This window comes from Paraburkholderia sp. BL10I2N1 (assembly GCF_004361815.1).
Taxonomy (GTDB): Bacteria; Pseudomonadota; Gammaproteobacteria; order Burkholderiales; family Burkholderiaceae; genus Paraburkholderia.
In genome coordinates, this window is sequence record NZ_SNWA01000001.1 from 2526084 (window position 1) to 2538077 (window position 11994).

Sequence of the window (11994 nt, forward strand, 5' to 3'; positions counted from 1 at the left end):
CGCGAACGGTGAGCCGTCGCGGCAATGTCCCTATAATGGCCCTGCCGCAAAATTCCCCCAGCGGTGCTGCCGACGACAGGAGGATCCCTTGGCGAGAACGAAAGAAACGCGTGCGAACGCGGCGCCTGGCGCCGGAACGATTTTCGCGCTGCGCGCCATCGGTCTCGTGATTCTGGCTCGCTGGCTGTTTTCGATGTCGGAGATGGGGTTGAGCCTTACGACATTCCTCGCGATGGTGTCGTCGCCATGGGCGTGCATCAACCTTGTTTTCATCTTCCTGGTGATCGTCCTGCCCGGCGCGCATGCCCGGGCCGAGCGGCCGTTTCATCCGCTGCCGCAGTGGCTTCGGCAGTCGTTGCGGCTCTTTGCGCTTCTTGGTTTTGTGTTTGCGATCTGGTCGGTGGGGGCGTTCGTCTGGACAGCCGGCTGGCGCCGCACGATCAATGCGATTGCGACGACCAACGGCTGGCTGGTGGCGGCGCCGGCGCTCTATGCCGCGGTTCTGAGGATCTGCCGGCCGCGGGCGCTATGGCGCACGAACATTGCCGCGCGCCGCTTTGCGATCGGCCGCTACGCCGTGGCGCTCGATCTGGCTACCCGTACCGCGATCGTCTGGGCTGAGAGCCGCAAGGTTGGCCAATACGATGCGCGCGAGCTGTCGGTGCGCTGGCCGGCTACCATGCAGGACGATGCGGGTGCCGCCGATGCAGACCCGACGCCACCCGCAATGGACGAGCCTGGCGTGGATTCGTATGCGACGCGTCCTGCGGTGGCGGTCGCCTCTCGAAGCCCGAGCCTCGCGGGCCTCCCGGGCCTGCGGCGGCGTCCGAAGGTCGAGTTGCTGTGGGATTCGCCCGCTGCGGCCGGGCATAACCGGCAGACCGTCTTTAGCGCGCAGCTCATAACGGAAGGCGATCGGGTCGCCGCCCGCGCGCTCGATTCCATGCTGCGGCAGGCCTGAGCCGCTCGATTCCGGGCCTGCACGATCCGCGTCGCCCAGAGCGGCCGCACGTCGGTGGTCAAAGGGGCGGCCCGGCGTCTGAAACGTCACGACGTACAGCGATCGTTTAGAACGCTTCGAAGGAGTCGCCATGCTGTTTCGCTGGTTGCTTGCCGCAGTTCACCTGCTCGCGTTCGGAGTCGCGCTTGCCTCGATTCTGGGCCGCTCGTGGGCGCTGCGTCGCACCTCGAGCCCCGCAAATGTGCCTGCCATCTTTCAGGCGGACGCCGGGTGGGGGCTCTCGGCGCTCGTCCTGATCATCACCGGCGGCATGCGCGCGTTCGGTGGGTATGAAAAAGGCGGTGGATATTATCTCCATGAGCCGCTCTTTCACCTCAAGATGGCGGCGCTGATCCTGATTCTCCTGCTCGAAATCGCGCCGATGATGGCGCTCATCCGCTGGCGTGCCGCCGTCAGACAGGGCCGCGTGCCGGATCTCAGCCGCGCGACCCATTTTGCGCGCATCGGTATGGTCCAGACGATCTTGCTGATTGTCATGGTGTTCGCCGCTTCAGGGATGTCGCGGGGAGTGGGGTTGCCAGACTGAGAGCAGGGCCTGCCTGCTTCGTGATGCCCGTTTTTTAGCCAATGCAAGAAAACGGTTAACGATCAATCGCCAGTGTTCCCGTGTCCGTGGCCGCAAGCGATGGTTCGTCTGCCCGTCCGCATCGCCGCGACGCACGATCCCCCCGCCCCACCTTGATGTCTGCGCCGCATGGCGTCAACCTTCGTTGCGCATTCGCGCGCGCTCTCAATCCGTTCCCCAAGCCTCGAGCGAGGCGCGTTCCCTCAGCGCTCTCGGGGTTTTTCCTGGCAAGGGCATTTTTTGTGAGTCTCAAGACAAAATGGGTTATAGAATGATCGAGTTGGAAAACGTTTTACTTTTTACGGGAACGACAGTCCGGGCGGCCATGCAGTGAGGTATCTGCTTCGTCGCCCCAGTGTTCGTACCTGATATCAACAACATAGGCCCCACGTGACGAGCCACGCCGGGCACGGAGACAAAACATGCAACCTGCCGTTCTGGCCGTTGCGCGCGTAGCCAGCCGCTATCGCTGGACTGTGTGCGCGCTGCTCTTCTTCGCGACAGTCATCAATTACATGGACCGGCAGATTCTCGGTCTGCTCGCGCCAGTCTTGCAGCACGACATCGGCTGGAGCCAGGTTCAGTACGGCCGGATTGTGATTGCATTTTCCGCGTTCTATGCGCTGGGTTTGCTGGGTTTCGGGCGCGTGGTCGACTGGCTTGGTACGCGCGTGTCGTACGCGATGGCCATGCTGATCTGGAGTGTGGCGGCGATGTTGCACGCCGCGGTGGGGTCGGTTGCGGGTTTCGCGGCGGTGCGCGCGCTGCTCGGCATCGGCGAAGGCGGCAACTTCCCGGCCGCTATCAAGGCGACGGCCGAATGGTTTCCGCGTCGTGAGCGCGCGCTGGCGACGGGCATCTTCAACTCAGGCGCCAACATCGGCGCGGTCTTCGCGCCGGCGATCATTCCGCCCCTCGCGATTGCCCTTGGGTGGCGCGCGGCCTTCATCGTGATTGGCGCGCTCGGCATTGTCTGGATTGCCGTCTGGATGGCGATCTACAAGCCTGCCGACCAGCGACGTGCTGAAGACGTGGACGGTGTGGGCGCCGTCGACGAAGACGAGGATACGGATACCCGCGCAGGCGTGCCGGGCATGGGCGTGCTGTTGAGAAAACGTGAGACGTGGGCGTTTATCGTCGGCAAGTTCCTGACCGACCCGGTCTGGTGGTTCTATCTTTTCTGGCTGCCGAAGTGGCTCAACGAAGCACGCGGCATGGATCTGCAGCACATCGGGCCGCCGCTCGTCGCCATCTACGCCTTGACGACAGTCGGTAGTATCGGCGGCGGCTGGATCTCGTCGGCGTTGCTGTGCAGCGGCTGGACGGTGAACCGCGCACGCAAGACCGCGATGCTGATCTGCGCGTGTTGCGTGCTGCCGATCGCGTTTGTGTCTCAGGTTGAGAGCCTCTGGCTTGCTGTGTTGATTATCGGGCTTGCCGCAGCGGCGCATCAGGGCTGGTCGGCGAACCTGTTCACGACGGCATCGGACATGTTCCCGAAGCGTGCCGTTGGGGGCGTGGTCGGTATTGGCGGCATGGCTGGCTCGATCGGCGGGGTGCTGTTCTCCGAAGTGATCGGACAGGTGCTGCAGCGTACGGGTCAGTACTGGGTGTTGTTTGCGATCGGCGCCTGCGGTTATCTGATCGCGCTGGCAATCATGCATCTGCTCGTGCCTGACATGAAGACCACAACGCTCGAGAGCTGATCTCCGGCCGTATAAAAATGCCGATATCCAAGCAGGATATCGGCTCTTTTTATTGGGTCTTTGCAATGGCTAAGGCTTGACGCGCTGGCACGCGGAACGCGGGTATTTGTTATCGGTGGTCGCGCCAGAAATCAGGTGCCGCGCGGCGACGCTGTCGTGGCGTGCGCAGCAGCGGCAACACGTCTCATGGAGGCGCGTCCGGGACACGTTCGTCAAAATGTCGGCCATCGTATATCGCGCAATTTGCGCCGGCGGCCGCGCAGGGCGGACGCCGTCGATCAGCGCGGGTTGTCGCGCGGGATGGTCGAATCGCGGACGATCAGGCGCGGTTCCAGCGTCACGTGGCCGATGTCGCGCTTGCCGGCGAGGGCGTCAATTAGCTTGAGCATCGCCTGTTCGCCCATCTTTTCGCTCTGCAGGTCAACGGTTGTGAGCGCCGGGACCGCAAATTCGCCGTACGGCACGTTGTCGAAACCCGTCACCGACAGGTCCTGCGGTAGCTTGAAACCGAGTGCGACGGCTTCTTTCATGAAGCCCAGCGCGATCAGGTCGTTGTAGCAGATCAGTGCTTCAGGCCGGTGCGGTCCGAGCATGACCGATGAGCAGGCGTTTTTTCCCGCAAGCGTCGACGGCGCATGCGCTTCGTGAACCTCGAGGGTGAGATCGGCTTCCGACAGGCAGGTGCGTGCGCCGCGGATCCGTTCGGCGTCCCAGCGCGAGCGGGCAAAACCGAGATAGCCGATGTGGCGATGGCCCTGATTCAGCAGATGCCGGGCCAGCATGTATCCTGCCAGATAGCTGTCGTTGCTCACGCTGGGAATCGGGAACAGCTGGTTGCGGCCGAGCAGGACGACGGGCTTGTTCAGTTCGGTCATCCATTGCATCGAGTCTTCCTGCATCCGCGAACTGATGATCACGCCGTCGACGCGCTGCGCCAGCGCCTCGATCAGCTGTTGTTCGCGCTCCTGGTTTTCTTCGGTATCGACGAGCAACAGGGTGTAGTCGTGCCGCAGCGCGATCCGGTTCGCGCCCTTGACGATGTTCGTGAAGTACGGATTGCGGATATCGAGGATGGCGAGGCCGATGGTCCGGGTAACGCCTGTGATCATCGAGCGCGCCAACGGGTTCGAGCGGTAGCCGAGCTGTTCGATCGCGGCCTTGAGGCGAGCTTCGACAGGCGCGGAAAAGCGTTGCGCGCCGTTCATGTATTTCGAGACCGTTGCCACAGACACCCCGGCGGCAGCGGCGACATCGCGAATCGTAGCTTTTTTCATTTACGGAGGATAACGTTTTCTTTTTGTATGAACTGGCCTGATTGCGAGGCACGTCTGGATGTCATGATGTCAGCTTACAGTACGTCATAAAAGGCAGGAATTCCATCGACAGAATGTCATCCGGGAGCCTCGGCGTCGGTCAAAACGATTGACGCGGGGTTGCTCCAATTCTATTTTAGGAAAACGTTTTCTCGCCCTTCTCCTCAGCAGGGCGATTATCAATGATACTCATATCAGGGACACACCAGCATGAGCAATGAACCAGCGGCACAACGCAAGCCTTTCCGGCGCCTTCTTCTGACCGGCGCGGCAGGCAATCTCGGCCGCCAGATGCGAGGCGCGCTCGCTGATTGGGCCGATATCGTGCGCCTGTCCGACGTCGCACCGCTTGACGATGCGGCGCCGCACGAAGAACTGGCGGTGCTTGATCTGGCCGATCGCGCGGCGGTCGACGCTCTCGTTGAAGGTGTCGATGCGATTGTGCACCTGGGTGGCATCTCGGTCGACGCCCCGTTCGACGACCTGCTCGAAGCCAACATCCGCGGGCTCTACAACCTGTACTCGGCGGCGCACAAGCATGGCGTGAAGCGCATCGTATTCGCAAGCTCGAATCACACAATCGGCTTTCATCCCACGACATCGGTGCTCGACGCCGACTCCCCGCAGCGGCCCGACAGCCTGTACGGCGTGACGAAATGCTTTGGCGAATCGCTGTCGCGCTACTACTACGACCGTTTCGGGCTCGAAACAGTCTGCGTGCGGATCGGCTCGTCGTTCGAGGAGCCGAAGAACCCGCGGATGCTCGTCACATACCTCAGCTATCGCGACTTCATCGAACTGGTGCGCTGCTCGCTGTTCACGAACCGCGTGGGGCATGCGATCGTCTACGGCGCGTCGAACAATCCGGTGAAGTGGTGGGACAACACGAAGGCCGCGTTCCTCGGTTTCAATCCGCAGGACAGTTCGGAGCAGTTTGCGGGTCTCTTTCCGCTCGCCGCGCCGACCGACAATCGCGACGATCCGGCGCAACTTTACCAGGGCGGCGCATTCGTGCTGGGCGAGCCGATGGAGCGTAGTAAGTGAGCGGCGGCGTATCGGTCGAGCGGGTGACGGCAGCAGGGCAAGCTTCGGTTGGAGAAAGTCCGGTCTGGCGAGCGGCGGAAGAGGCGCTTTACTGGGTCGACATTCCCGCCCGCAAGATCGTGCGGTTGCACGTTGCGTCGGGTGTGAGGTCCGAATGGACGCTGCCGGAAAAGGTCGCATGCATTGCATTCGACGCGTCCGGCGTCGCATTGGCGGGGCTCGAGACAGGATTGTTCGCGGTGACGCTGTCGTCGTCCGCGGGTCTGCAAGACGCGGTGCGGCGAACCCGCAAACTTGCCGCGCCGGTGTTTCCGGCGCCGGACATGCGCTTTAACGATGGCCGCTGTGATCGTCAAGGGCGATTCTGGGCCGGGACGATGGTGCAGGACATGTCGCAGGCGAATCCGGCCGGGGCGCTATTCAGGTTCGATACGAATGGCGAACTCTCGGCGCCCGTGGTCGACGGTCTGATTACGCAGAATGGCCTCGCATGGTCGCCGGATGGCACGACGATGTATCTGTCCGACTCGCACCCATCGCGGCGCCTGATCTGGGCGTTCGACTTCGACGTCGAGAGCGGCACGCCGCACAACCGGCGCGTGTTCGCCGATCTGCACGACTACGTGGGTCGACCGGATGGCGCAGCCGTGGATGCAGACGGTTGTTACTGGACCTGTGCCAACGATGCAGGTGTGCTGCTGCGCTTTACGCCGCAAGGAAAGCTCGACCGGCAGATTGCGGTGCCAGCGGCGAAGCCTTCGATGTGCGCGTTCGGTGGGCGTGAGTTCGACACGTTGTACGTGACTTCGATTCGTCCGGCCAGTGGGGCGACTGCGGACGATGGATGTGTATTTGCCGTCCGGGCGGGCGTGTCGGGCTTGTCAGAGTCGGGGTACGCGGGAGCATTGTGAACTGCGGGGAGGCGCTGCGTGACGTTGTTGTCGCGTCGTTGCGGCTGCTGGATTTTCACCAGGCATCCAACGGCGTGCTGGACGCCTCGTCCACCTGATTTGTTGGCTTCGGGCGCGGTTGGCCCAGGACAGCAAGCGGCCTTCAGGATAAATTCTCGATTTGCCGTTAAAGTCTCTTTTCCTCAACCGGTGAAACCTGTCACCTGAGCGCATCGACCGGGGCGCCTTAAGCCAATGAAGCGCATCGCAGGAGTCGTTCGAATCGTGCTGACCGGTGCGGCTGCGTCAGTCGCACTTTGGCCGGTGCTGTCGCACGCCGTTCCGCTTGATGCGCAACTCGATTGCCGCTCAACGGGGCACGCCTTCATCGCTCCGCTCCTGGAGAACCTGTATATCGAACCGGAGCCGATGCATGTCGAAGCAAACTCGATCAATGCATTTCGACCGGCGAAAGGCATCCATCTGACGGCATTCGACTTTCACGTCTATGCCGTGCTCGGCTACGAGAAGGACGATCCGATGTTCAGGCAGGGAAGTGGTCAGCCCATTGCGAACTCGGCTTACGGCGCCGTGGTGATCGGCCCGACTGAAGCGGTGGAAGTACGCGTGCGGAAGGCGGGCAGCGACGCCGTCGTGCATCACGTCACGCCCTTCATCATTGCGATTTTCTGCAACGTACGCTGACACGGTGCCCTCTGTTCGGAGCGGGGCAGCGCAGTGGAATGCACGGTGGAATGAAAAAGGCCCTCGGCTTTCGCCTGAGGGCCTTTGTTCTTCGGGTTTCACATACCCATAAATCTGGTGGGTAGTACTGGGATCGAACCAGTGACCCCTGCCGTGTGAAGGCAGTGCTCTACCGCTGAGCTAACCACCCGAAGAGAGGCGAATTATGGGGCTCTTCCAAAGTTCTGTCAATAGTTACCTAAGTGCCGTAGGACTCGTAGAGGACTCGACATCATGGGAACGATTAGCAAGCACGTAGCGAAAAATGGGGACGTAACATTCCAGGCGAAGGTTCGAAGAAAGGGCTGGCCCGGTCAATCGAAGACCTTCCACGAAAAGAAGGACGCAGCCGCGTGGATACGCGCCACGGAGAGCGCCCTGGATCGCGGGGAGCTATCCAAGCCCACGAAGCCGAAAGCGGACGGTTTAAACACGCTCGCGGACGCGCTGCGGCGGTATCGGGATAAGGTCTGCCCGGATCACCGTGGCGGCGCTATCGAGCAGTTGACGATTAACCGCTGGCTGCGAGAGTGCCGCGAGTTCGTTGCAATTCCTGTCGAGCAGTTGAGCGCCGCGAGATTGGCCGAATGGCGTGACGGACAGATGAAGGATCGCCAGCCTTCGACAGTCGCGCGGCAGATGAATACCCTGCTGGCCTGCCTGAACCTCGCTAGGGCAGAGTGGGGCTGCGAAATTCCGCCGCTCAAGGTGGCCCGTCCGAAGAGTCCACCGCACCGGGACCGGGTTCTCTCGGAAACAGAGGAAGCCACGCTGCTACTCGCCGCTGGCGACCTTCGCCCGGTGATCGAGTTCGCGATTGCTACCGCGATGAGGCAAGGTGAGATCGCCGCGCTACGCTGGCCGGATATCGACTGGACCCGGAAGGTTGCCCGTTTGCACACTTCGAAGAACGGTCTGCCGCGAGACGTGCCGCTGTCGACCCGTGCGATTGCCGCGCTGGAATCTCTGGAGCGCGGGCGCGGGCCGGTGTTCGGTCTGTCCGCCGATTCGATCAAGCGCCAGTTCATCCGGCTCGCGCGCCGAGCGAAGATCAGCGGCCTACGCTTCCACGACCTTCGCCACACAGCCATCACGCGCTACGCTCGCACCGGCCTAAACCCGCTCCAGCTTGCCGTGATCAGTGGCCATAAGGACATTCGGATGTTGGCGCGCTATACGCATCTGAAGGCGGAAGAGTTGGTGGGTGTGATGGGCTGATAGTCCTGTAGGAGTCGCGCGGCGGGTCTCTCCGGCTCGCCGCGCTCTGCGGACTGCCCTAACCGGGCGGTTATCGCCACAAATCCGCGCATTCCTACTACACTCAGCCATTGGTCATACGAAGAAGGAAAACCGTGGCTGAACTCAATGCCGCGCTGCTCGCATTTGTCGGTGTGCTAGTTGGCGGCTATTTCAATAACTTCATGGCGGAAGACTACCGGCGCTTTCGCGACAGCCAAGCTCTCGCTGGCGCTTTGGTCGGCGAACTACAAGCCCACGTGGACTCGCTGCCGCACATGAAGAATCAACTTAAAAACGCTAAGGCGAACCTTGATGTTGGCGGAGGGATGGAAACGCCTGAATGGACCGCGCCGATGAGTCCGATATTCGATGCGAACGCGGCAAAGATAGGACTGTTGCGGCCCAACGATGCAAAGGGCGTGGCGCATGCATATGAGCAAATCAGGGCATTTCGTGAAACGTTGCACATGCTATCCAAGCACCATGGCGGGATGTCGGCCAATTGGCGAGTAGACGTGGTCAACTTGGCCATTGCCGAAATCGAGAAGGTGGAGACAATCGTAACGCCGCTATTCGACAGCCTAACGCGATATGCAGATGCGTGTTACTGGAAGCGTCGCGCTACGCTTTTGCAGGGCGGCGCCTGCCTGCTGCTGGTGGCGATCCTTATCGCCTTGACGGCTCATTCCCCAGGCACGTCCGAGCACGGCGAGCAATGCACAACCACGCTCGATCACGACGCGTTGCATACAGTTTGTAAGTAAGCGAGTCCTGCTGGCGTCCCACGCTGGGCATTGAGATTTGCCTCGCCGCGCTCTGTGGACTGACCTTACCGGGCACGGGCACGGTCTTCCCGTCTTTCGCCCTGTTGCGCCATTCCGCTGAGGTGTGCGAGACTCGTTGTTGCCCAATAGTGGGAGTTCTCAAGGAGGGTCGCATGCGACCTGCCGACGAACCGGGCTTTTTCCTACTATGTGCCGGACGGCGAGAATTAAATCCATAACAGTCACAGAGCCCAACAATCCGGGACATTCCATGCGACACATCTGCTCGGCAATTTTCGCGGCCTCAATGGTGCTGGCTGGGCGCGCAGCAGCGCAGACGGGGCCAACCGATGTTGAGTTGAAGGCCGCGTACTGTCTTGGCGTGACAAAAATCACTCAACAGGTGCCGAGCAAAATGTGGGCTGAATTGCAGGCCGCTCACCAAGATACTCTTCCTGTTGCCGCGCTGGTTCGCCGGAACTTGGTCGAGCAGAATGATCGACTAGATCGCCTGCGCGCATACGTTCTGCCCAAGCTGATGGCGGATGAAACGATGCAACTCATGATTGCTGAAACGCGTGGCGAGAACGACGCATTACAGTTCCAAAGCCCGGAGGTATTGCAATGCGGATCGCAATGTAAGGTGCCAAGCACCAACGCGCCCGACGAGTTGACCAACTACAAGTCATGCCTAACAGCGTGCTCGCCCGCCATGCCGCGCATTTGGTCGTGTAACGACACGTCCTGGTTGCCATATTAGACGAGCGGATGCCACCTGCCTGAGTCAGCGTGACCACTTTGTCCCCGGACAAATCGTTATAGCAGTAACTGCCTCGTCCGGGCAGTCGCTTCGTTGATCGGCTTGAGCGGAGTGAGGGAAGGGACGCGGAAGGGACGGGAGGAGCCGCGAGCAGGGAGAATCGAGCCGCGCCGCGTGTGTAAATCGGTGTACTACGGCCTTCGAGCGGGCTGGCCTGTAGTCGCGTGTGCGACCGGCCTTGCAGCCCGCCCTAGAGGCTCTGTATCACCGCGCGAACAACTCAAGCATCCGGGTCAGCGATGCCCACGCGCGTGACTCTTGCTTCTCCTTCGTGGCCGCGAACTCTTCTGTGCTCATCTGAAGTTCACCTCTCGCCGCCCTGTGAGTGCTTAGGTCAAACATACCGTCGCGCTGCCGGCTTGCGCGTGGTCTCATCATCGCAGCCTCGATTCGCTCGCGGCTGACCGGCTGTCGATCCTCTTGCCGCGCGTTGATAGCCTGCTGACCGTATTCGCGCGACGTGCCTTCGATCTGCGTCTGGAGTTCAAGCGACTCGTCAAAGCTGATCGTTGGGTCGATGTTGCCGATGCCCGCGTGCTCCGTCTTCCATGCTTGCGGCTTCGCGCCTTTGGACGGCTCTGGATCGTCCCAGAATGTGGCCGCTGGTTTCTTGTCGGTCTTCTCAGCCTTCACTTGGGCCTTCGACTCTGCCGCGCGACTCTTGTTGTTACCGAACATTCCCATGATTAGCTTTCCTCTGATTCTTGGTTGTTGCCCTTCGAACCCAGCAAACTCGCGTACATCTCTGCAGCCTGTGACTCGTACGGAATCCTGCCGCCCGGTGACGGGAATACACCGTTCATAAAAATGAACAGGCACACGCGGTCTGCCGGAGTCATGGACGCGAAGAACTCCTTGTCTTCATCATCCAACTTCTGATACGCCTCGTCATCGTGATACGCCTCGAATAACGCGCTGAATGTCTCTGGCGTCTGCTGCACGCACCAGAGCGGCCAGTCTCGGCTCGTCTGATCTAGCAACGAATCGGCCATCATCAGCCGGGTTCTGTGTGAGTGGTATAGATCGTTCCAGCCTGTTGGGTCGAAGACGTTTGCCGGGTTGCCCGGTCGCTTGCGCTCGTGTTCCGGTAGCCCGTCCTCAGCCCCATAGCACGCATAGAAGTTGTCCAGCCCGCCAGCCGCCTGCTCTTCCTTCGACAAAGACGCGAACGCCACGCGGTTCGCCACGCGCCGTCCGTGCTCTGCGAGAATGCGCTTGTACTCTTGCGCGTCCATGATTAGTGCGGCTTGGCCGGTTGATCGGCGGTCATCTTGTAGAAGTCCGCGAGCGTGTGACCGGTCTTGCGCGTGTTGCCCGCTGCGTCCACTTCCGTGATGCCGAGCAGGACGTTCAAACGGTCGATGGCCGCGACCTTCACGCTGCCTTTCTCATAAGGGTTCTCCACGAGCCGCAGCAGGTGCACGATGGCCGTCTCCGCGCTCCACGCGGTGTTCGCATCGAGAGCCTTCAGCGCAGCCCGCTTGCGTTCGATGACGTATGGATCGGATTCCGCCGTGCGGACCCACTTTGCCACGTGTTCTTCGAGAACATGGACGCGCAACGCAGCTTCGATAGGCGTGCAGCCGCGCATCTGGTTGTCGATGTACAGATCGTAGATGCGCTTCAGGTCTTCATCGATGTAGCCGCGCGTCGCAGTTCTGCTGGCTTCGTAGTCCATGGTGGTTCGTCCGGTGAATTCGTGTTCTCGCGCGTATGATCGCCGCGCCCAGTGTCGCGGTCTAGGAGCCTTCCGCGCTCGCTGAGTAGGCTTCGGTGAGGCGGGTGGGTTGCAACGGCTCCTGCAATGTTCTCGCTGGGCCCTGCGCCTGTTCCTACCGGTCGCCTGGGCGCGGTTCGCGAGCCTTCTATATCGCCGCGCGTCCCGGCT

13 protein-coding genes and 1 tRNA gene are annotated in these 11994 nt (G+C 61.3%); 9 read left to right on the forward strand and 5 right to left on the reverse strand.

Features of this window, described 5'->3' with window-relative positions:
- Positions 1 to 88 precede the first annotated feature (88 nt).
- The 3 genes from B0G77_RS11890 to B0G77_RS11900 all read left to right on the forward strand — a co-directional run bounded on the left by B0G77_RS11890 (position 89) and on the right by B0G77_RS11900 (position 3292).
- Complete coding sequence (locus B0G77_RS11890) at positions 89 to 961, forward strand: hypothetical protein (protein ID WP_133662303.1); 873 nt, start codon at positions 89 to 91, stop codon at positions 959 to 961.
- Between the two features lie 130 nt (positions 962 to 1091).
- Positions 1092 to 1547 (forward strand): DUF2214 family protein, encoded by a 456-nt coding sequence (locus B0G77_RS11895; protein ID WP_133662304.1) that lies wholly within the window; start codon positions 1092 to 1094, stop codon positions 1545 to 1547.
- A 461-nt stretch (positions 1548 to 2008) separates the two neighbouring features.
- On the forward strand, positions 2009 to 3292 hold the full coding sequence (locus B0G77_RS11900; protein ID WP_133662305.1) for an MFS transporter: 1284 nt from the start codon (positions 2009 to 2011) through the stop codon (positions 3290 to 3292).
- Positions 3293 to 3570: 278 nt separating this feature from the next.
- Here B0G77_RS11900 and B0G77_RS11905 read toward each other — a convergent pair whose 3' ends face one another.
- Positions 3571 to 4566, reverse strand: coding sequence for a LacI family DNA-binding transcriptional regulator (locus B0G77_RS11905; protein WP_133662306.1), 996 nt, complete (start codon positions 4564 to 4566; stop codon positions 3571 to 3573).
- A gap of 249 nt (positions 4567 to 4815) precedes the next feature.
- Between B0G77_RS11905 and B0G77_RS11910 the strand changes: the two genes are divergently transcribed.
- The 3 genes from B0G77_RS11910 to B0G77_RS11920 all read left to right on the forward strand — a co-directional run bounded on the left by B0G77_RS11910 (position 4816) and on the right by B0G77_RS11920 (position 7244).
- Positions 4816 to 5649, forward strand: a complete 834-nt coding sequence (locus B0G77_RS11910) for an NAD(P)-dependent oxidoreductase (RefSeq protein WP_133662307.1) — start codon at positions 4816 to 4818, stop codon at positions 5647 to 5649.
- Positions 5646 to 6560, forward strand: coding sequence for an SMP-30/gluconolactonase/LRE family protein (locus B0G77_RS11915; protein WP_133662308.1), 915 nt, complete (start codon positions 5646 to 5648; stop codon positions 6558 to 6560). The genes B0G77_RS11910 and B0G77_RS11915 overlap by 4 nt, the downstream gene beginning before the upstream one ends.
- A 234-nt stretch (positions 6561 to 6794) precedes the next feature.
- Positions 6795 to 7244 carry a hypothetical protein gene (locus B0G77_RS11920; RefSeq protein WP_133662309.1) on the forward strand — a complete coding sequence of 150 codons (450 nt, stop codon included), beginning with the start codon at positions 6795 to 6797 and terminating at the stop codon, positions 7242 to 7244.
- 115 nt (positions 7245 to 7359) lie between these two features.
- Here the strand turns inward: B0G77_RS11920 and B0G77_RS11925 are convergent.
- A tRNA-Val gene (locus tag B0G77_RS11925) sits at positions 7360 to 7434 on the reverse strand.
- 83 nt (positions 7435 to 7517) lie between these two features.
- Between B0G77_RS11925 and B0G77_RS11930 the strand changes: the two genes are divergently transcribed.
- From B0G77_RS11930 to B0G77_RS11940, 3 genes are all read left to right on the forward strand, one after another.
- Positions 7518 to 8501, forward strand: coding sequence for a site-specific integrase (locus tag B0G77_RS11930; protein ID WP_133662310.1), 984 nt, complete (start codon positions 7518 to 7520; stop codon positions 8499 to 8501).
- Between the two features lie 134 nt (positions 8502 to 8635).
- Positions 8636 to 9286: a hypothetical protein gene (locus tag B0G77_RS11935; RefSeq protein WP_133662311.1), complete on the forward strand. Its 651-nt coding sequence runs from the start codon at positions 8636 to 8638 to the stop codon at positions 9284 to 9286.
- A gap of 271 nt (positions 9287 to 9557) precedes the next feature.
- Positions 9558 to 10046 carry a hypothetical protein gene (locus B0G77_RS11940; RefSeq protein ID WP_133662312.1) on the forward strand — a complete coding sequence of 163 codons (489 nt, stop codon included), beginning with the start codon at positions 9558 to 9560 and terminating at the stop codon, positions 10044 to 10046.
- 264 nt (positions 10047 to 10310) lie between these two features.
- Here the strand turns inward: B0G77_RS11940 and B0G77_RS11945 are convergent, their stop codons facing one another.
- Genes B0G77_RS11945 through B0G77_RS11955 form a run of 3 tightly spaced genes read right to left on the reverse strand, consistent with a single transcriptional unit; the run spans position 10311 to position 11784 of the window.
- On the reverse strand, positions 10311 to 10790 hold the full coding sequence (locus B0G77_RS11945) for a hypothetical protein (RefSeq protein ID WP_133662313.1): 480 nt from the start codon (positions 10788 to 10790) through the stop codon (positions 10311 to 10313).
- Between the two features lie 2 nt (positions 10791 to 10792).
- The gene (locus B0G77_RS11950; RefSeq protein WP_133662314.1) at positions 10793 to 11341 is read right to left on the reverse strand and encodes a hypothetical protein; all 549 of its coding nucleotides are present in this window, start codon (positions 11339 to 11341) and stop codon (positions 10793 to 10795) included.
- A 2-nt stretch (positions 11342 to 11343) separates the two neighbouring features.
- The gene (locus B0G77_RS11955) at positions 11344 to 11784 is read right to left on the reverse strand and encodes a hypothetical protein (protein WP_133662315.1); all 441 of its coding nucleotides are present in this window, start codon (positions 11782 to 11784) and stop codon (positions 11344 to 11346) included.
- Positions 11785 to 11994 lie beyond the last annotated feature (210 nt).

Excerpts from the sequence above, each read along its gene's own strand:
- B0G77_RS11940 (WP_133662312.1), top strand. The coding sequence starts at position 9,558 with ATGCGACACATCTGCTCGGCAATTTTCGCGGCCTCAATGGTGCTGGCT.
- B0G77_RS11920 (WP_133662309.1), top strand. The coding sequence starts at position 6,795 with ATGAAGCGCATCGCAGGAGTCGTTCGAATCGTGCTGACCGGTGCGGCT.
- B0G77_RS11900 (WP_133662305.1), top strand. The coding sequence starts at position 2,009 with ATGCAACCTGCCGTTCTGGCCGTTGCGCGCGTAGCCAGCCGCTATCGC.
- B0G77_RS11955 (WP_133662315.1), bottom strand. The coding sequence starts at position 11,784 with ATGGACTACGAAGCCAGCAGAACTGCGACGCGCGGCTACATCGATGAA.
- B0G77_RS11950 (WP_133662314.1), bottom strand. The coding sequence starts at position 11,341 with ATGGACGCGCAAGAGTACAAGCGCATTCTCGCAGAGCACGGACGGCGC.
- B0G77_RS11945 (WP_133662313.1), bottom strand. The coding sequence starts at position 10,790 with ATGGGAATGTTCGGTAACAACAAGAGTCGCGCGGCAGAGTCGAAGGCC.
- B0G77_RS11905 (WP_133662306.1), bottom strand. The coding sequence starts at position 4,566 with ATGAAAAAAGCTACGATTCGCGATGTCGCCGCTGCCGCCGGGGTGTCT.
- B0G77_RS11895 (WP_133662304.1), top strand. The coding sequence starts at position 1,092 with ATGCTGTTTCGCTGGTTGCTTGCCGCAGTTCACCTGCTCGCGTTCGGA.
- B0G77_RS11910 (WP_133662307.1), top strand. The coding sequence starts at position 4,816 with ATGAGCAATGAACCAGCGGCACAACGCAAGCCTTTCCGGCGCCTTCTT.
- B0G77_RS11930 (WP_133662310.1), top strand. The coding sequence starts at position 7,518 with ATGGGAACGATTAGCAAGCACGTAGCGAAAAATGGGGACGTAACATTC.